The sequence below is a fragment of the Streptomyces sp. NPDC039424 genome, from assembly GCF_055639495.1.
The window spans coordinates 829,405-849,428 of record NZ_JBVKAI010000001.1 but is presented as its reverse complement, the minus strand read 5'-3'; the positions used below and the strand labels follow the sequence as shown (position 1 = coordinate 849,428).

Genomic DNA, 20,024 nt, shown 5'->3' with positions numbered 1-20,024 from the left:
GTGAACCGTGACGTCGGGCCGGGGCGCGGACCGCGGGGGCGGGCATACGCTTCACTAAGGAGGCCGTTCGCGGAGACGCGCGCCTGCACTCGTGCGCGTATGCGGCGACCCCCTGCGGTCCCGTCGCCGTCACGCTCAGGAGGTACGCATGGATGATGAGCCCTTGCCCTCCACGGGCCACGCCGAGGTCCGCATCGTCGCGGCGACGCCGGAGGTCGCCCGTCGCGTCGCCGAAGTGCTCCGCCGCTGCTTCGCCTCGACGGAGCAGCGCAGTTACCCCGCCGGCCAGGAGGGAGCGACCCGGCTCCATCTCACCATCGACACCGCGCGTGCCGCCGGGCCCGCCCAGTCCTGGCTGGCGACCAGCGAATCGGCCCCCGAGGACCACGCGCACGCCGACGAGGTGTGACCGGACCCGGACTCCCTCACCGTCGCCCACGACCCGGAGAACGAAAGCCATGGCGACACTCCGTGAACGCAAGACCTACCGGCAAGCGGTCCTGAGATTTCTGTACGGGGGCGTCGAACGCAATCGTTGCGAGGTCAGCGGCGCGACACTCCGCGACGAGCTCGGCCTGCCCGACCCGGACCTCTCCGCGGCCTGTGTCTACCTGACCGGCGAAGGCCTGATCACCGTCGAGTGGACATCACACAAGACCCCGGCCACCGTCTCACTGACCCACGAGGGCATCCGGCTCATGGAGGGCGAGGAAGAGGAACAGTGGCATGCGCCCGGCCGGGGTGGCTAGGACCTGTCCGGCGGAACCCGCCCTGGCAACCGCCCCCACCGGCGCCGGGATCACCGCGGCTTTCCCATCGCCAGATCCGAACGGGCCGCCCGGTGCAGCCCGTTCAGCGCCTCGATGACCGAAGGACCCAGCTCCTGCCGCCCCTCAGCGGTACCGGCCTGCGGATTCCGTGCGCTTTGCAGCAGCGCCCACAGCCGCTCGTTGACGCGCGCCGCCGCCTCGGAGACCGCGTCGTCTCCCAGCAGGACGAGCCCTTCGAACAGGAGGGAGCGCCGGGCCTCCGCGGCCTCCATCGCCGCCAGCGCCCCGGCGCCGTCCTCGCCGCGTTCCCGCGCTTCGAGCGCCTCCCGGGCACTTCGCACCGCTTCCTTCACGCAGGAGATGTACTCGACGTAGGTGTCGAGCTTGCGCTCGTCCCACCGGATGGCCAGGGTCTGCCGGAACTTGGCGCGCTCCGCCAGGTGCGTGGCGAAGAACGAGGTGACGGCGCCCAGCAGGACACCGACCACGGTGATGATCTGACTTGCCATGAGGCTCAAACTAGCGACCCGGCACCCGGCCCGACGCAGACTCCACCCTTCACCCCCGTTTACATCTCGTCCCCCGCGAGCTAGCTTCCGGGGTAAGTGAGGTGGGAGCGCTCCCATCGGTGGACCGGAACCCGCCGCCGGGTTCGCTCCCGCCTCACCCCACCCCTCACCCGCGCAAGTCCCGCACGACCGTCAACCCAGAGGTAGATGTGTCATGCCTACGACAATCTTGCTTCGCGCGAAACACCCGCGCTTACCGCACCCCAGCCCCCGCAACGCCTTCTTCCTGGTCCTGCTCGCATTCCTCACCACCGTCCCCGCCCTGGGCCTCATCCTCACCGCGGGCACCCCCGCGCAGGCCCACGGCACCCCCATGAAGCCGGGCAGCCGTACCTTCCTGTGCTGGCAGGACGCGCTGACCGACACCGGTGAGATCAAACCGGTCAACCCCGCCTGCAAGGGGGCCCAGCAGATCAGCGGCACCACGCCGTTCTACAACTGGTTCTCCGTGCTCCGCTCGGATGGCGCCGGCCGCACCCGCGGCTTCGTGCCGGACGGTGAGCTGTGCAGTGGCGGCAACCCGAACTTCACCGGGTTCAACCTCGCCCGCGCCGACTGGCCGGTCACCCACCTCACCTCCGGCGCGACGGTGGACTTCTCGTACAACGCCTGGGCGGCGCACCCGGGTTGGTTCTACGTCTATGTCACCAAGGACGGCTTCGACCCGACCAAGCCGCTGACCTGGGACGCGATGGAGGCCCAGCCCTTCCTCAGCGTCGAGCACCCGCCGCTCAACGGCTCCCCGGGCACGGTCGAGGCCAACTACTCCTGGACCGGCAAACTCCCGGCGGGCAAGTCGGGGCGGCACATCATCTACATGGTGTGGCAGCGCTCGGACAGCGCGGAGACCTTCTACTCCTGCTCCGACGTCGTCTTCGACGGCGGCAACGGCGAGGTGACGGGCATCCACGACCCGGGCAATCCCACCGAGCCCCCGCCCGGCACCTGCACGGCCACCCGGAGGACCACCAACAGCTGGCCCGGCGGCTACCAGTCCGAGGTGACGGTCACCAACAGCGGTGACGTGCCGATGCTCGGCTGGATGGTCGACTGGACGCTGCCGAGCGGGCAGTCGGTGGCGAGTCTGTGGAGCGGCAACGCGACCTACAGCGGGCAGGACGTGATGGTCCACAACGTCGACTGGAACGGTTCGCTGAGTCCCGGGCAGAGTACGACGTTCGGATACGTCGTCCAGGGCTCGGGCGGCGACAGTACGACGACGCTTCCCTGCCAGGTCGGTTGAGCGACGACCGGCCGCTCCGGGTGGGCCCCGACGGGGGCGGGGCCCACCCGGCGATCGCGGAAGTGCGTGGCTTGTGGCGGCACGGTGGTGCGACAACGTTGTCTTATGGTCCGTACATGACTCTACCGCGCCAACCGACAACGATGTCAACCCACTTGGGGTGGCCCGGCTGAGTGATCCCGGCGCGTGCCCGCGCGGGCGCAGGCGGTCTTCCGTGGTACCGCTGGCGCACGTTACTGTCCCTGCGGCTTGTGCGACCTGTGGTGCGCGACCCGTCCGGAGGAGGAAGGGCCGCGTCATGCGTTTCCGTCCCATGTCCCTGCTGCTGGCCGCGCTGCTCGCGACCGGCGGCGCCACCCCCGCCCTCGCGGCGACCGCCCCACCGCCGCCCGACCTGGTCGAGGACCCCACCGCGTACGTCGATCCGCTGATCGGCACCAAGAACGGCGGCAACGTCTTCCCGGGCGCCGTCCTGCCGTTCGGCATGCTCTCCTGGAGCCCGGAGAACACCAGAGGCGACGCCACCCGCACCGCCGCGCCCGGCGGCTACCACTACGACGCCACCCGTGTCCGAGGCTTCAGCCTCACCCACATGTCCGGTACGGGCTGCGCGGGCGGCAGCGGCGACATCCCGTTCTTCCCGTACGCCGGTGAGGTCACCTCCTCCCCGGCGAGCGACACCAAGGACGCCGTCTACGCCTCCGGCTTCACTCACGCCGACGAGAGGGCCGACGAGAGGGCCGAACCCGGTCACTACAAGGTGAGCCTCGCCTCCGGCGTCACGGCCGACCTCACCGCGACCGCCCGCACCGGCTCGGCCCGCTTCACCTTCCCGACCGACAAGCCCGCCTCGTTACTCGTCCGCACCGCCAACTCCGAGGTGGGGTCGGCCGATTCGACGGTCACGATCGACCCGGAGACCCGCACGATCTCCGGCTCCGTCACCTCCGGCGACTTCTGCGGCTACCTCGACACCGAGGGGCAACGCGCCTACTACACGCTCTACTTCACCGCCCACTTCGACCGCGCCTTCAAGGCCACCGGCACCTGGCAGGACGACACCCTGAACCCCGGCTCGACCACCGCCTCCGGCGGCACCGGCGGCTTCTCCCACGGTGGACGGCCCGTCGCGGGCAAGGGCGCGGGCGGATACGTCGAGTTCGCCCCCGGCGCCGGCCCGGTGAACGCCAAGGTCGGCATCTCGTACGTCAGCCGGGCGGGCGCCGAGGCCAACCTCGCGGCCGAGAACCCGCCGCGCCGCTCCTTCGAGGCGGTACGGGACGCCGCTCGCGCGGCCTGGCGCGACCGGCTCGACGCGATCCGGACCGGCGGCGGCACGGACACCGACCGCACCACCTTCTACACCGCCCTCTACCACTCCCTCCTCCACCCGAACGTCATCAGCGACGCCGACCGCCGCTACCGGGGCGGCGACGGCAAGGTGCACGAGGTCGGCCACGGCCACCGGGCCCAGTACGGCACCTTCTCCGGCTGGGACGTCTACCGCGACCAGGTGCAGCTGCTCACCCTCCTCGACCCGCGCATCGGCTCGGACATCGCCCAGTCGCTGTACCAACTGGCCCGGCAGAACGGCGGCATCTGGGACCGCTGGCTGCACGGTGCGAGCGGCACGCACGTCATGAACGGGGACCCCTCGCCCACCGCGCTGGCCGGCATCCGCGCCTTCGGCGGCACCGGGTTCGACCTGCGCGGGGCGCTGCGCTCCCTGGTGCGGGCGGCGACGGTCCCGACGGAGCGGGACCTGTCGGCGGCCGGGAAGCCCGTGCTGTCGGTCGGCCAACGCCCCTCGCTGGACAAGTACCTCCAGCTGCACTACATGCCCAGCGTCTCCAACGCCTGGGGCGGGGCCGCCGAGACCCTGGAGATGTCCACCGCCGACTTCTCGCTCTCCCAACTGGCGACGGCGGCGGGGGAGAAGGACACGGCGGCCGTCTTCGCGCGCCGCGCCCAGTGGTGGCAGAACGACTTCAACATCGCCGCCCACCCCACCGGCGGCTACATCGCGGGCCGCAAGGCCGACGGCAGCTGGGTCACCGGCTTCACCCCGGACACCGGCAACGGCTTCGTGGAGGGCACGGCGGCCCAGTACACCTGGATGGTCCAGCACAACCCGGCGGGCCTGTTCGCGGCGATGGGCGGCACCGACGCGGCCCTGGCCAGGCTCGACGACTTCTTCCACGACGCCGACGGCGGCTGGGCCTTCACCGGCAGCGGCGGCACCAAGTCCGAGCTGGACAACGAGCCGTCAATGAACGTCCCTTACCTGTACGACTACGCGGGCGCCCCGTACAAGACGCAGGAGACCGTCCGCGCGGCGATGCGGCAGCTGTGGTCCACCGAGCCCGGAGGCATCCCCGGCAACGACGACCTCGGCGCCATGTCGTCCTGGTACGTCTTCTCGGCGCTCGGCATGTACCCCCAGGTCCCCTCCCGTGCCGAACTCGTCCTCGCGGCACCGCTGTTCGAGCGGGTGGAGATCGACCGCCCGTACGGCAACGACATCTCCGTCCGGGCCCCGGGCGCGGCGGCGGACGCCCCGTACATCCGGTCGCTGAAGGTCGACGGCCGCAGCAGTGACCGGCCTTGGCTGCCCGCCTCCTTCGTCCGGGACGGCGGCCGGCTGGACTACACCCTCTCCGGCACCCCGGACCGCGCCTGGGGCGCGACCGAGGCGCCACCGTCCTTCCGGGCGGGCGAGCAGCCGTACCAGATCGGCGTCGGCCCGACCGCGGCCACCCTCGCGCTGGGCGGCAGCACGAAGGCCGGTATCCGCGCGCTGTCCCTGAACGGCGGCACCGGCCCCGAGGTCCGCTTCCGCGTCCAGACCCCGGACGGCATCGAGGCCACGCCCGCCGAGGGCACGGTGAGCGACGGCTCCCAGGAGATCAGCCTCACCGCCGCCGACGGCATCCGGCAGGGCTTCTACGACGTGAAGATCACGGTGACCTCCGGCGACACCTCGTACACACAACCGATCGCCCTCACCGTGGCCGCCCCCGGCACCCTCCTCGCCGCCTACGGCAACACCGGCGTCTCGGACGACAACGGCGACCACGACGAGGCCGACTACGACGGCGGCGGCTGGAGCTACTCCCGCCAGGCCCTCGCCGCCGCGGGCCTCACCCCGGGCAAACAGGGCACCGTCGACGGCCTCACCTTCACCTGGCCCGACTCACCGCCCGGCCGCCCGGACAACGCCGCCTCCGCCGGCCAGACGATCGAACTGCCCACCCCGGCCGCCGGGTTGTCCTTCATCGGCAGCGCCGTCAACGGCAACCAGCAGACCAGGGCCACCGTCACCTACACCGACGGCACCACCGACACCATCGACCTCTCCTTCACCGACTGGACCGTCGGCGGCGGCTCCGGCACCGTCCAGTACGGCAACGAGGTCGTCGCCAAGACCGCCTACCGCAACGTCGCCGGCGCGGACCGGGATCTCGTCGCCACGTACGTCTTCGCCACCAAGCCGTTCGAGGCCCCGGCGGGCCGGACCATCCGCAGCGTGAAGCTGCCGGACGACGCGGATCTGCACGTCTTCACCCTCGCCACCGGCTGACGGACGACACCCCCTGGCCCCGGCCCGAACCCGCCAGAATGCCATGGCGGTTCGCCCGCCGGGGCGTTCCCCCGATTCCCGCGTGGCCGTCCGTGCGGCCGGGAATAATCGTCCCGCACGTCGGAGCGCGGCTCCGACGGACACGGGGGGATCGGGGGATCACTGTGGGAAGCCTGGGACTGGCCGAGACCATCGCCGCGTTGCGGCAGGAACTCGCCGAGGCGGTCGCCGCCGGCTCGGACGCGGACTTCCGCTTCGGGGTGGGCCAGGTGCAGCTGGAGTTCAGCGTCGGCATCACGCGCGAGGCGGCCGGCACGGGGCGCGCCAAGTTCTGGGTGCTGGAGCTGGGCGGCGACGCCGCCTACCGCAGGGAGGAGATCCAGCGGATCACGGTCACCCTGGAGACGCCGACCGACCGCCTGGGACGGCCCGTCCAGGTGACGCGTGACTCGCTCGCCAGGCCCTGACCCGGCCACCCGGGAAGCCGCACCGGTGATCAGCCCCGTGGACCGCGCGGTCGAAGTGCTGCGCAGACGCGCCGGTGGCGCCTGGAGCGTCGGCTCCGGCTATCTAGTGGGCGGCCGGCTGGTGCTCACCGCCGCCCACAACGTCCTCACGGACGGCATCGCCGACGACCCGGTCGACGTACGCCGCGGGGACGGATCCCAGCTGGCCGCGCAGGTGCTGGCCGCGCAGAGGGACCAGGACATCGCCCTGCTGCGGGTGTCCGCCGACCCGGACCTGGACGACATGCCCGCCGTCCGGTTCGCCCGCGTCGACCGCCGGCAGACCAGACTGGTGGAGAACTGCTGGGCGATCGGCTACCCGGGGTGGAACGAACACACGAGGGAGCGTGCCGACGTCCCCCTTCGGGACAGCGTGCAGATCCAGGGCGTCATCCCACCCGGTTCCCATGTGCGACGCGGACTGCTGGAACTGCGGACCACCTCCACGCCGGAGCCGCTGGGACCGCGCGCGGGCCACGCCTCGCAGTGGCGCGGCATGTCCGGGGCGGTGGTGTTCAGCGACGACCCGGAACTCGGCGCGCTGGCCGTGGGAGTCATCACCGAGCACCATCTGCCCGAGGGCGCCTCGACCCTCACCGTGGCCCCGATGACGGGACTGACCGCGCTGGGCGAGGGAGCGCCGTGGTGGCGTGAGCTCGGCCTGGACAACTGGGTCGCTCTGCCACGCGCCGGTACCGGCATCGCACGCCGGGCCACCCAGTACACGCGTCTGGGCCGTGCGGTGGCGGACTTCACCGACCGGGAGCGGACGATCGCGAAGGCGACCGCCCTGCTCACCGACCGCCTGGCGGACAGCGCCCCGGTGCTGGTCCTGCACGGCATGGCCGGCGTCGGCAAGACACAGCTGGCCACGCAGATCGCCCACCGGATGGCACCCACCTTCCCCCACGCCCGCATCCAGGTGGACCTCGGCGGCGGCCACTTCGACGTGTCCACCGACGCGGCCATGATCCAGGTGCTGCAGGCGTTCGGGCTCACCGGCGACAGGCTGCCGCCCGACGCGCCCGCACGGCGTGCCGAACTGCAGAAGCGGCTCGAAGCCGGCCCCAGCCTCCTCGTGCTGGACAACGTGGCCGAAGTCGCCCGGATCATTCCGCTGCTGCCCGCCTCGCCGGGCAGCGCCGCGCTCCTCACCAGCCGCTCCGCACTGCCCTCGGTCACCGGAGCGGAGCGGCTGCCGGTCGAGCCGCTGCCCGCCGTGGAGGCGCTGCGGCTCTTCGAGCGGATCATCGGCGCCGAACGCATCGCCCGCGAGCCGAGCGCGGCGGCCGACATCGTCGCCCTTCTGGCAGGCCTGCCTCTTGCCATCCGCATCACCGGAGGGAATCTTCTGGCCCTGAGGAGGCCGCTGAGCGCGCACGCCAGGTTGCTGGCCGACGAGCGGCAGCGCATCTCGCAGCTGGAGGGCCAACTGGACGGCGAGGACATCGGGGTACGCAGCAGCTTCGAGATCAGCTACCGGGCACTGCGCGAGGACACCCGCCGGCTGTTCCGGCACCTCGGCCTGCTCCCCGGAGCCGAGTTCGTGCCCGAACTGTCCGCGAGATGCGCGGACATCGGCCCGGAGGAGGCCGAACGCCTGCTCGGTGAACTCGCCGACCGGCAGCTCGTCGAGGTCGTGGACATCACCGGCGGGCGCTACCGGCTGCACGACCTGCTGCGCCTGTACGCGAGGGAGCACGCCGAGAGCACCGAACCGGAGGCCGGGCGACGGGCCGCCGCCCGGCGCTGCCTTCAGTGGTACGCCGACCGGCTGGACCACTGGATGAGCAGGCCGGGCGCGCACGAGCTGCCGCCCGAGGAAGCGATCGGCTGGTTCGCCGAGGAACACCTCAACGTCCAGGCGGCCGTGCGCCAGGCGTACGAGAGCCAGGAGTGGGAGCTGCTCCTGGCGCTTGCGACCTCGCTCTACGGTCTGCTCTTCCACCGCAGCCACTGGGAGGAGATGGAGGCGGTCAAGACCATGGCGGTGCGGGCGGCACGCCGGCTGGGCGACGAGCCCTCCGAGCTGGGCTCACTCATCCACCTCGCCGAGGCCCGCCGCATCCTGGGACGCCGCGAGGAGACCACCGGACTGTACGAGCGGGCACTGGAGATCGCGCGCGGCGCGGGCGACGAGGACAAGGAGGGCTGGATCCTGACCCACTTCGGCGACCTCCAGTGCGACCTGGACCGCCCCGCGGAGGGTCTGCGCCGCTACGCCGACGCCCGGGCCCTCTACCGGCAACGCGGCGACCAGGGCGCCGAGATCTGGCTCGCCGCGCACATGGGGGACGCGTACCGGCAGCTGGACCGCCCGCAGGACGCGGCACGCGTGCTGACGGACGCCCTGGCGGAGAGCCGGCGCCGCGGGAACGCCGCCGAGATCGTCTGGTGCCAGTGGCATCTCGCCCTGGCGTACGACCAGATGGGCCACTACGCCGACGCGGAGGAGGTCCTGGAGCCCGCGATCGGGTTCCATCGCGACCGGGGCGACCGGGCGGGGCTGGCGACCATGCTCACCATCCTCGGCGACATCCACCTGCACGCCGAGCGCCCCGCCGCCGCCCGTGAGGCGTACGGCGAGGCGCTGGAACTGGTCCGCTCCCTCGACGCCCCGCGCCGGGTGGCGGAGCTGGAGGCGGCGCTTGAGCGGACGACCGGCTGAGCCGGACGCGGGTCAGGCCAGCAGCTCCACCTCCGCCAGCGTCGACGCCCCGTCCAGCACCAGGCGGTACCTCGCGTACGCGCCCGGCGAAGCGATCGTGAACGCGCGTGTCTGGCGGTCCCAGCGGAAGGGTTCGCCCGAGCGGTGGTCCAGGGTCTGCCAGGTCTCGCCGTCCACGGAGCCCTGGAGGGTCCAGCCGGCCGGCGCCGCGGTGTGATCGGCGGACGACGTCAGCGTGTACTGCACGGCCCTGGTGGCGGCGCCGACCGGCAGGTCCACGGAAGTGAACGCCGCGTCCGTCGCCGAGGTGTCGTCGAACAGGGCGCCGTCCCCCTTCAGCACGTCCGCGCGCGGTGTCGGGACCTTGTCGTCCTGGGTGATGGAGACCGGGGCGGCGTGCTCGCCCGTACCCCACGCGGAGGGCCTTGAGCCCATGCGGAAGTCCAGGACCGCGCCCTTGGCGAGCAGGGAGTGGGGCAGGGAGGTCGACGTCCAGGGGCGGCCGTTGACCGTCAGGCCCTGCACGTAGACGTTCCTCGTACTGTTCCGGGGCGCCCGCACCACCAGGTCCCGGCCGTTCTCCAGGTGGACGGTGGCCTTCTTGAACAGCGGGGAGCCGATGGCGTACTCGCCGCTGCCCATGACCAGCGGGTAGAAGCCGAGCGCGGAGAAGAGGTACCAGGCCGACTGCTCGCCGTTGTCCTCGTCGCCGTGGTAGCCCTGCCCGATCCCGCTGCCCGTGTAGAGGCGGGACAGCGCCTCGCGGACCCGCTGCTGCGCCTTCCAGGGCCGGCCGGCCGCGTCGTACATGTAGATGACGTGGTGCGCGACCTGGTTGGAGTGGCCGTACATGCCCATCCTGACGTCCCGCGCCTCGGTCATCTCGTGGATGACACCGCCGTAGGAGCCCACGAAGTCGGGGGAGGCCGTCTCCGGGGTGGCGAAGTACTGGTCGAGCTTGTCGGCGAGGGCGTCCCGGCCGCCGTACAGGTTGGCCAGGCCCCGGCTGTCCTGCGGGGCGGTGAAGGCGTAGCCCCAGCCGTTGGTCTCGGTGTAGTCGTAGCCCCACACGCGCGGGTCGTACTTCGACGACTCCACCCGCCAGTCGCCCTTCTCGTCCCGGCCCTGGAAGAAGCCCGCCCCGGTGTCGAAGAGGCTGACGTAGTCCCGGGCGCGGTCGAGGAAGTACTCCGACTCCTCCTTGTAGTGCTTCTCGCCGGTCTTCCGGTAGAGGGCCTCGCCCATTCTCGCGATGCCGTAGTCGTTGACGTAGCCCTCCATCGCCCACGACAGGCCCTCGTGGGTGTCGGTGCTGGTGTAGCCGAGGAAGGGTGAGGTGCTCATGCCCTTGCGGCCCACGCCCGACGCCGGCGGTACGACGGTGGCGTTCTTCAGGGCAGCGTCGTACGCCGCCTTCGCGTCGAAGCCGACCCCCTTGACGTACGCGTCGGCGAAGGCCACGTCCGAGGAGGTGCCGGTCATCAGGTCGGCGTACCCGGGGGAGGACCAGCGCGAGGTCCAGCCACCGTCCTTGTACTGCTGGACGAAGCCGTCCACCATCTCGCCCGCCTGACCGGGGGTCAGGAGCGAGTACGCCGGCCAGGTGGTCCGGTAGGTGTCCCAGAAGCCGTTGTTGACGTACACCTCGCCGTCCACGATCTTCGCGCCGGTGTGCGTCGGGGTGTCCGGCCCGGGCATGGGGGAGAAGGGGGAGGCGTACCGGTGGGTGCCGTCCACCGTCTCGAAGCCGGAGTTCGGGTACAGGTACAGCCGGTACAGGCCCGAGTAGAGGGTGGTCAGCTGGTCGGGCGTCGCGCCCTCGACCTCGACCCGGCCCAGCAGCCCGTCCCAGGCCCGCTGGGCCCGCGCCTTCACCGTGCCGAAGGAGGTGGTGTCCGGGATCTCCTGGCGCAGGTTGTCCTTCGCCTGGTCGACGCTGATCAGCGAGGTCGCCAGGCGCAGGGTGACGGTGCGGTCGGCCCCCGCGTCGAAGCGCAGATAGCCCTTGACCCCGGTGGCGGAGCCGTCGGTGACCGGCTTGTCGAACACCCCGTACACGAAGAGCCGGGTCGCGCCCGTCGACAGGCCCGACTTCACGTCCGAGTAGCCGGTGACGGTCCCGGTCTCCTTGTCGAGGGTGAGGCCCGCCTGCTCGGTGACGTTGTCGAAGAGCACGCTGGCGTCCTCGCCCGGATAGGTGAAGCGCAGCATCGCCGCGTGGTCGGTCGGCGTCATCTCCGCCGTGAGACCGTTCTCGAACCGCACCCCGTAGTAGTACGGCCGCGCGGTCTCGTTCTCGTGCCGGAAGGCCAGCTCCCGTGCCTCGCGCCCGGTGTCCGGGGTGCCGGCGGCGGTGGACGGCATCAGCTGGAAGGTCTGCCGGTCACCCATCCAGGGGCTGGGCTCATGGCTCGCGCTGAACGCCTGGACGGTCGGCAGGTTGTCCTCGTTGTTGGCCCGCGCGTACTCGTACAGCCAGCTCAGCGAGGACGCGTTGGTCACCGGCGTCCAGAAGTTGAAGCCGTGCGGCAGCGCGGTCGCCGGGAAGTCGTTGCCGCGCGAGAAGCTGCCGCTGGAGTTGGTGCCGCGCGTGGTCAGCGCGTAGTCGGACAGGTGCGCCCTGGGCCTCTCGGGCGCCACCGGCCTGATCGCCACGTCGTCCAGCCAGCCGCGGAACTTCGCCGGACCGGCCGGGGAGTCGTATGCCAGCAGGATCCTGTCGACCGTCTTCCCGGCCGCGACCGACCCGATCCGGGAGGCCACGTCGTTCCACTGGTTGACGTAGAGCACCTTGGCCGCGCCCTGCCCCCGCGGCGACAGCGGGAAGCCGTGCTCGTCGACCGCGCCCAGACCGCTCAGGTAGGTGCCGTCGGTGAAGGCCAGGTCGACGGAGACGTTGGCGGCGTCGTAGTCGCGGTCGCCGTCGGCCATGGACGGGAAGAGGCGGTACGAGAGCCGGGTGTCGCGGCCGACCCTCACGTTCACGTCGAAGACCTTGTTGTACGAGTACGCCCGCCCGCCCGCCGTGTGGCGTCCGGCGTAGCGCAGCGCGCGCTGTCCGGTGAACCCGGCCCGGGCCTTCGCGGTCGGCGAGCCGCTGGGACCGCGGTCGACCAGCGAGAGCATGTCCTGCGGGACCGGGCCGCCCCCGCCGCCGGTGGAGAACTGCACATCGGCGAGCTGCACGATGTCCCGGGCGCCGTTGTTGCCCGTGATCTCCAGCCGGAAGTGCCGGTACTCGGCCGGTTCGGCGAGGTCGTACGACCTGGTCTGGAACCGTTCGGAGAAGGACTCGCCCGAGCGGGTGTCGACGGTTTTCCAGTCCTTGCCGTCGGTGGAACCCTTCAGCGTCCAGTCCCGTGGGTCGCGTTCGGCGAAGTCATTGGCGGAGGTGAGGGCGTACGTCACTATTTTCAGCGGTTTGTCCAGGTCGAACTCGACCCAGCCGGTGGCCGCGAAGGTCAGCCACTTGGTGCCGGGCTCGCCGTCGACGAGGTTCTCCTTGACCTCCCCGGCGCCCGCGTTCTCGCCGTCGGCCCGCACGTCGGTGACATGGTCGGTCACATTGCCCGGGATGCCGGTGCTGTACCCGCCGTCGACACCGGAGGCGCGCTTGCCGCCGTCCGGCCCGGTGTCGACGGTGTTCAGCCAGTCGGGCGCCGGATCGTCCGGTTCGAACGAGGAGGCGAACTCCCGGTCGGCGGCCGGCGCCTCGGCGGGCAGGGCGACCGCGGCCCCCTGCGAGCCGGCCGCCATGACGAAGGCGGCCGTGAGAACGACCCCCGGACCCCATCTGTGCCGAGTTCTCCGCTGCATGATGCGGACACCCTCCCTGTCTTCCGGCTCAGGGCTGGACAACGTTGTCAACTACGCGGCGCAGGAACCAGTAGGGAGTCAAGTGCCCCATGATGTCAAGGGTGTTGGGCGTGGCATTCAGGCCTAATGGCGGGGATTTTCCCGGCGCGGAACCCACAGGGGGCTCATATGTCCGCGAGGTCTCAACTCGGATAAGACCCATGGCCAACTCTGTACTCGATCTTGCTCAGCTGGCAAGAAGTGGACTATACCTGTCGGCGTTTCCTGCACTACTCGGCGTTTCCTGCACGACCCAGCGATACCCGACCGCGGTGCCGGGGAGGATCCGGTTCACCGCCTGAGTCCTGGAGAAGGCGAGGACTTGAGCATGGGATCTTCCGCAGCGAACCACGGTACCGACGGTGTCGGCCGCCGGGATCTGATCAAGCGTTCCGCCGCACTCGGCCTGATGAGCGTCCCCGCGGCGGGTTTCCTGTCCGCGTGCGCCAGCAGCGGGGGCGACGGCCAGGACAAGGCCAAGACGGGCAAGAAGACCGCGAAGAACCCACTGGGCGTCAATGACACCGCGCAGATGGAATTCGTCCTGTTCGACGGCGGTTTCGGCAAGGAATACGCGCAGGACGCCGTGAAGATCTACGAGAAGGACTTCCCGAAGGCGAAGGTCAAGTTCTCCGCCACCCAGAAGATCCAGTCCACCCTCCAGCCCCGCTTCAACCAGGGCAACCCGCCCGACCTCATCGACAACTCCGGCGCCGAGCAGATGGACATGGGCGTCCTGGTCGGCAAGAACCAGCTCGCCGACCTCACCCCGCTGCTGGACGCGCCGTCGTACGACGACCCGAACAAGAAGGTCCGCGACACGCTGCGTCCCGGCATCGTGGAGATGGGCCAGTTCGACGGCAAGCCGGTCTGGATCATGTACTACGCCTACACCGTCTACGGCGTCTGGTACTCGCAGAAGGCCCTGGACTCGCTGGACGAGAAGTACCCCGAGACCTGGGACGAGATGCTCGCGGTGTGCGCCAAGGCCAAGAAGAAGGGCATGGCGGGCTGGACGTACGCGGGCAAGTACCCGTACTACATCCCCTTCTCGCTCTACCCGATGATCGCCAAGGTCGGCGGCCGGGAGGTCCTCGACGCCATCGACAACCTGGAGCCGAACGCCTGGAAGCACCCCGCGGTCAAGGCGTGTTTCGAGGCCTACTACGAGCTCTACAAGAAGGGCTACATCCTCCAGGGCACCCCGGGCCTGGACCACATCCAGTCGCAGACCGCGTGGGCCAAGGGCAAGGCGCTGTTCATCCCGAACGGCTCCTGGGTGGAGAACGAGTCGGCGAACGTCATCCCCAAGGACTTCGACCTCGCCGTCTCCGCGCCCACCGGCATCGACTCCTCCGACAAGCTGCCCTTCGGCACCATCTGGGCCTCCGGCGGCGAGCCCTTCGTCGTCCCGGCCAAGGCCGGGAACCCCGAGGGCGGCATGGAGCAGCTGCGCATCATGCTCAGCGAGGCGTCCTCGAAGAACTTCACGGCCAAGGTGAAGTCGCTGACCGCGTACAACGGCGGGACCAGCGGGATCACCCTCACGCCCGGTCTGAAATCGGGTGTCGCCGCGCTGGAGAAGGCGGGCGACAATGTGGTGAATCCGCGAATCCAGGACTGGTACGTGCAGTTGCAGAAGGAGCAGATCGGCGTGGCCGGTCTCGGCGAGATGATGGCCGGCCGGTCCACCCCGGCGGAGGCCATCAAGAAGATCCAGGGCTTCGCCGACAAGGCCGCCAAGGACACGACGATCAAGCACTACAAGCACCAGTAGCCCGTATTCATATCGGCACCGGAGTGGCGATGCAGCACGGCAAGTACCGGTTCATCGTGGGGTTCCTGGCGCTGCCCCTGGGACTGTACGCGCTCTTCGTGGTCTGGCCCTTCATCCAGTCCATCTACTACTCGTTCACGGACTGGACCGGCCTGAGCCCCGAATTCAAGATGGTCGGCCTGGACAACTACCGGAGGATGCTGGACGACGACATCTTCTGGAAGTCCTTGCAGCACAGCTTGATGTTCGCGCTCGTGCTGCCGCTGGTGACGATCAGTCTGGCGCTGTTCCTCGCCTTCATGATCAATGTGGGTGGGCGGAGAAGGAAGGGCGGCCCGGTGGTCTCCGGTGTCCGGGGCTCTTCCTTCTACAAGATCGTCTATTTCTTCCCGCAGGTGCTGTCGATCGCGATCGTCTCCCTCCTCTTCGCCTTCGCGTACAACCCGGACAGCGGCGCGATCAACTCGGTGCTGCGCGGGATCGGCCTCGACCACGTCCAGCCGCTGTGGCTGGGCGACCCCGACCTGGCCCTGTGGTGCGTGCTGGCGGTGCTCGTCTGGTCCACGGTCGGCTTCTTCGTGGTCCTGTTCTCGGCGGGCATGGCCTCCATCCCGGCGGACCTGTACGAGGCGGCGCTGCTGGACGGCGCCGGGCGGGCCACCACCTTCTTCCGCATCACCCTGCCGCTCCTGTGGGACACCGTGCAGTCCGGCTGGGTCTACATGGGCATCCTCGCCCTGGGCGCCGAGTCCTTCGCGGTCGTGCAGATCATGACGACCGGGCCGGGCGGCCCCGACTACTCGACCACCGTGATGGTCCTGTACGTGTACCAGAAGGCGTTCCGGGACGGTCAGGCCGCCTACGCCACCACCATCGGCGTCGCCCTGCTCGTCGTCACGCTGGCCTTCGCCGCGGTCGTGATGCGGCTGGGCCGTCGCGAGCGGCTGGAGTTCTGATCCCATGAAGACGACCCAGACCCCCGCCCCGGTGCCGGCCGAGTCCGGCGCGCCCGTGGAGAAGGTGGACGCGCCGGCCGGGGCGCGGCCCGAGCCGAAGAAGGACGGCAACGTCCTCAACGTCTTCTCGCACGGCATCCTGGTCATCTGGGCGATCATGGTCGTGATGCCGCTGGTGTGGGCGGTGATGACGTCCTTCAAGGACGACAGCTCCATCTTCGGCTCGCCCTGGTCGCTCCCGGACACGCTGCACCTCGACAACTGGGCGCGGGCCTGGACCGACGCCAACATGAGCGACTACTTCCTCAACACCGTGCTGGTGGTGGGCGGTTCGCTGATCGGCACGCTGGTGCTCGGCTCCATGGCGGCGTATGTCCTGGCCCGCTTCGACTTCCCGGGCAACCGCTTCATCTACTACCTGTTCATCGGCGGCATGAGCTTCCCGATCATGCTGGCGCTGGTCCCGCTGTTCTACGTCGTGAACAACATGGGCCTGCTGAACACCATCCACGGCCTGATCCTGGTCTACATCGCGTACTCGCTGCCGTTCACGGTCTTCTTCCTCACGGCGTTCTTCCGCACGCTCCCCACGTCCGTGGCGGAGGCGGCCTTCGTCGACGGCGCCTCCCACTCCCGGACGTTCTTCCAGATCATGCTGCCCATGGCCAAGCCCGGCCTGATCAGCGTCGGCATCTTCAACTTCCTGGGCCAGTGGAACCAGTACATGCTCCCCACGGTCCTCAACACCGACCCCGACAAGCGCGTCCTCACCCAGGGCCTGGTCCAGCTCGCCGCCAGCCAGGGCTACAAGGGCGACTGGTCGGGCCTCTTCGCGGGCCTGGTCATGGCCATGCTCCCGGTGCTCGCCGCGTACATCGTCTTCCAGCGGCAGGTGGTGCAGGGGCTTACGGCGGGGGCGCTGAAGTAGGGCGGAGACGGGGGGCTTCGCGGAACCGCCGCCGGGTGACCCGGCGGCGCCGGTGCCGTACGGCGAGGAGCGCCGTCCCTCTTTGGGCGGGGCGGGACGAGCGGCGCCTGTGCAGCCACGGGTGGGACGCGCGTACCGGGTGGTGACGAGCTCCGCCGACGGGTTCCTCACCCGCGTGGACGAAACCCCGCTCACGTGTTTCTTCGCACTCGCGATTCGCGCGGTGGCGGCCGCTCACCCGGGGCGGGCCCCCGCCGCATTCCGCACCTGAACGCTCCCGTCCGGCCGCCGGGGCCCGCCCGGGGCCCGCGGATCGCCTGTCGGGACCCCGCCGCCGAGCAGCCTCACCCTGCTCCGAGGTGGCCTCCACGTGGCCGGCGGGTGTCGGGGGCGGGGCAGGAGAAGCGAGAGCGATTTCCCTCAAGGACTTGACTGCGGTAACCCGTTCAGCAGAGCTTGGAGTTCATAACTTGTAAGTGGCCCAGTTCCGCGGATGTGACCTGGGCCACGGGCGGCGCAGGGGCCGCCCGCTTGATGGCGGGAGTGGATGGGTCGATGGAGACTCCGGGGTCGCAGTCGTCGCTGCACCGAGCCAACCTGGAACGGGTCGTACGGGCGGTGCGGCTGGCCGGGTCGCTCACGCAGGCCGAGATCGCGCGGACGACCGGCCTGTCCGCCGCCACGGTCTCCAACATCGTGCGGGAGTTGAAGGACGGCGGAACGGTCGAGGTCACGCCCACCTCGGCGGGCGGAAGGCGGGCCCGCAGCGTCTCCCTGAGCGGTGACGCCGGCATCGTGATCGGCATCGACTTCGGCCACACCCACCTGCGCGTCGCGATCGGGAACCTCGCGCACCAGGTGCTGGCCGAGGAGTCCGAGCCGCTGGACGTGGACGCCTCCTCCACGCAGGGCTTCGACCGGGCGGAACACTTGGTCAACCGCCTGGTCGAGGCGACCGGCGTCGACCGTTCCAAGATCGCCGGAGTCGGCGTCGGCGTGCCCGGCCCGATCGACGTCGAGTCCGGGACGCTGGGCTCGACCGCCATCCTGCCGGGCTGGACCGGCGCCCGCCCGGCCGAGGAGCTCCGGGCCCGGCTCGGCGTCCCCGTGCACGTGGACAACGACGCCAACCTCGGCGCCCTGGGCGAACTGGTCTGGGGCAGCGGACGGGGCGTACGTGATCTCGCTTACATCAAGGTCGCCAGCGGTGTCGGCGCCGGCCTGGTGATCAACGGGAAGATCTACCGCGGCCCCGGCGGCACGGCCGGTGAGATCGGGCACATCACGCTCGACGAAGCCGGCCCGGTCTGCCGTTGCGGGAACCGCGGCTGCCTGGAGACCTTCACGGCGGCGCGCTACGTGCTCCCGCTCCTGCAGTCCAGCCACGGCACCGATCTGACCATGGAGGGCGTCGTACGGCTGGCGCGGGACGGCGACCCGGGCTGCCGCCGCGTCATCGCCGACGTCGGCCGCCACATCGGCAGCGGAGTGGCCAATCTCTGCAATCTGCTGAACCCCAGCCGGGTGGTCCTCGGCGGCGATCTCGCCGAGGCCGGAGAGCTCGTCCTGGGGCCCATCAGGGAGTCCGTCGGGCGATACGCGATCCCCAGCGCCGCACGCCAGCTGTCCGTGCTCCCTGGGGCCCTCGGGGGCCGTGCGGAGGTGCTCGGGGCGCTCGCCCTCGCCCTCAGCGAGATGGGCGATTCAACCCTTTTGGACGGCACCATGGCCGTCGCCACGCCCGCCTTCACTTAGAGAACGAATGACGCCGTTGCCATCTCGTTAAGTATTTACTTCTTGACGCCGAACGTGTGGCCGAGTTGACTTCCAGCCACCTCGGCCGCAGCGTTGCGGCCCTGTCAGGGAGGCACCCCCAAATGAACGCAACGATGCGTAGAGTCGTCATCGGTACCGCCGCGGTCTCGATGGCTCTGTCGATGGCCGCCTGTGGCAAGGCCGGCGACGACAAGAAGGACGACTCCGGCAGCAGCTCCTCCGGTGGTAGCAAGACCATCGGCCTGCTGCTTCCCGACAGCGTGACCGCGCGCTACGAGAAGTTTGACAAGCCGTACTTCCAGGACAAGGTCAGCGCGCTCTGCTCCGACTGCAAGGTCGAGTACGCGAACGCGGCGGGCGACGCGGCCAAGCAGGCGCAGCAGGTCAGCAGCATGATCACCAAGGGCGTCAAGGTGATCGTGGTCAGCGCCCAGGACTCCGCCGCCATCAAGTCCTCCATCCAGACCGCCGTCGACAAGGGCATCAAGGTCGTCGCGTACGACCGCCTCGCCCAGGGCCCGGTCTCCGCGTACGTCTCCTTCGACAACGTCAAGGTCGGCGAACTCCAGGGCCAGGCGCTGCTCGACTCGCTCGGCTCCAAGGCCACAAAGAAGTCGAAGGTCGTCATGATCAACGGTGACGACGCCGACCCGAACGCCGGCCAGTTCAAGAAGGGTGCCCACCAGGCCCTCGACGGCAAGGTCGACATCGCCTACGAGCAGTCCGGCCTGTGGAAGGACTCCGTCGCCGCGCAGAAGATGAAGGCGGCCATCACCCAGCTGGGCGCCAAGAAGATCGCGGGCGTCTACGCCGCCAACGACGGCATGGCCGGCGGTATCGCCACCACCCTCAAGGGCGCCGGCATCAGCGGCATCCCGCTGACCGGTCAGGACGCGGAGCTCGCGGGCATCCAGCGCATCGTCGCCGGCACCCAGTCCTCCACCGTCTACAAGGCCTTCAAGCCCGAGGCCGAGGCCGCCGCCCAGCTCGCGGTCAACCTGCTCGAGGGCAAGGACATCAAGTCCCTCGCCACCGAGACGCTGACCAGCGGCTCCGGCGACAAGGTACCCTCGCAGCTGCTGACGCCGGTGTCGGTCACCAAGGCCAACATCAAGGACACGGTGATCAAGGACAAGCTCTACACCGTCCAGGACATCTGCACCGCCGAGTTCGCGAAGGCCTGCAAGGCCGCCGGTCTCGAGTAGTCACCCGCTCGCAGGAGCGAAACGATCCGCCGGTACCCGGCCGCTCTCAGCGGCAGTGACCACCGGCGGCCCCGCGAAGCCCCTCCGACGCCCGCCCCGGCTTTCACACCCCGCTGCCGGGCGGGCGTCGGACGGAACCGTTGCCAAGGGCAGCGGCTTCGCGCATGTTCATCTTGTTAACCACGTGCATT

13 protein-coding genes are annotated in these 20,024 nt (G+C 70.1%); 11 read left to right on the top strand and 2 right to left on the bottom strand.

Annotated elements, in window-relative coordinates:
- Positions 1-148 precede the first annotated feature (148 nt).
- Positions 149-409: a hypothetical protein gene (locus tag ACZ7L0_RS03875; protein ID WP_471240784.1), complete on the top strand. Its 261-nt coding sequence runs from the start codon at positions 149-151 to the stop codon at positions 407-409.
- 49 nt (positions 410-458) lie between these two features.
- Positions 459-749 (top strand): hypothetical protein, encoded by a 291-nt coding sequence (locus ACZ7L0_RS03870; RefSeq protein WP_471240783.1) that lies wholly within the window; start codon positions 459-461, stop codon positions 747-749.
- 50 nt (positions 750-799) lie between these two features.
- Here the strand turns inward: ACZ7L0_RS03870 and ACZ7L0_RS03865 are convergent, their stop codons facing one another.
- Positions 800-1,279: a hypothetical protein gene (locus ACZ7L0_RS03865; RefSeq protein ID WP_471240782.1), complete on the bottom strand. Its 480-nt coding sequence runs from the start codon at positions 1,277-1,279 to the stop codon at positions 800-802.
- A 214-nt stretch (positions 1,280-1,493) separates the two neighbouring features.
- Between ACZ7L0_RS03865 and ACZ7L0_RS03860 the strand changes: the two genes are divergently transcribed.
- The 4 genes from ACZ7L0_RS03860 (at position 1,494) to ACZ7L0_RS03845 (ending at position 9,336) form a co-directional block, all read left to right on the top strand.
- Positions 1,494-2,582, top strand: a complete 1,089-nt coding sequence (locus ACZ7L0_RS03860) for a lytic polysaccharide monooxygenase auxiliary activity family 9 protein (RefSeq protein WP_471240781.1) — start codon at positions 1,494-1,496, stop codon at positions 2,580-2,582.
- Positions 2,583-2,880: 298 nt separating this feature from the next.
- Complete coding sequence (locus ACZ7L0_RS03855) at positions 2,881-6,162, top strand: GH92 family glycosyl hydrolase (RefSeq protein WP_471240780.1); 3,282 nt, start codon at positions 2,881-2,883, stop codon at positions 6,160-6,162.
- Between the two features lie 164 nt (positions 6,163-6,326).
- Positions 6,327-6,629 (top strand): trypco2 family protein, encoded by a 303-nt coding sequence (locus ACZ7L0_RS03850; protein WP_471240779.1) that lies wholly within the window; start codon positions 6,327-6,329, stop codon positions 6,627-6,629.
- A gap of 25 nt (positions 6,630-6,654) precedes the next feature.
- On the top strand, positions 6,655-9,336 hold the full coding sequence (locus ACZ7L0_RS03845) for a trypsin-like peptidase domain-containing protein (protein WP_471240778.1): 2,682 nt from the start codon (positions 6,655-6,657) through the stop codon (positions 9,334-9,336).
- A gap of 12 nt (positions 9,337-9,348) precedes the next feature.
- Here ACZ7L0_RS03845 and ACZ7L0_RS03840 read toward each other — a convergent pair whose 3' ends face one another.
- Complete coding sequence (locus ACZ7L0_RS03840; RefSeq protein ID WP_471240777.1) at positions 9,349-13,152, bottom strand: GH92 family glycosyl hydrolase; 3,804 nt, start codon at positions 13,150-13,152, stop codon at positions 9,349-9,351.
- 367 nt (positions 13,153-13,519) lie between these two features.
- Here ACZ7L0_RS03840 and ngcE point away from each other — a divergent pair, with 367 nt between their 5' ends.
- From ngcE to ACZ7L0_RS03815, 5 genes are all read left to right on the top strand, one after another.
- Positions 13,520-14,968: an N-acetylglucosamine/diacetylchitobiose ABC transporter substrate-binding protein gene (gene ngcE / locus ACZ7L0_RS03835; protein ID WP_471240776.1), complete on the top strand. Its 1,449-nt coding sequence runs from the start codon at positions 13,520-13,522 to the stop codon at positions 14,966-14,968.
- 29 nt (positions 14,969-14,997) lie between these two features.
- Positions 14,998-15,924 (top strand): carbohydrate ABC transporter permease, encoded by a 927-nt coding sequence (locus ACZ7L0_RS03830; RefSeq protein WP_471240775.1) that lies wholly within the window; start codon positions 14,998-15,000, stop codon positions 15,922-15,924.
- 4 nt (positions 15,925-15,928) lie between these two features.
- Entirely contained in the window at positions 15,929-16,852 is a 924-nt protein-coding gene (locus ACZ7L0_RS03825; protein ID WP_471240774.1) for a carbohydrate ABC transporter permease, read from the top strand.
- A gap of 555 nt (positions 16,853-17,407) precedes the next feature.
- Positions 17,408-18,607, top strand: a complete 1,200-nt coding sequence (locus ACZ7L0_RS03820) for an ROK family transcriptional regulator (RefSeq protein ID WP_471240773.1) — start codon at positions 17,408-17,410, stop codon at positions 18,605-18,607.
- A 122-nt stretch (positions 18,608-18,729) separates the two neighbouring features.
- Positions 18,730-19,833 (top strand): sugar ABC transporter substrate-binding protein, encoded by a 1,104-nt coding sequence (locus tag ACZ7L0_RS03815; protein WP_471240772.1) that lies wholly within the window; start codon positions 18,730-18,732, stop codon positions 19,831-19,833.
- Positions 19,834-20,024 lie beyond the last annotated feature (191 nt).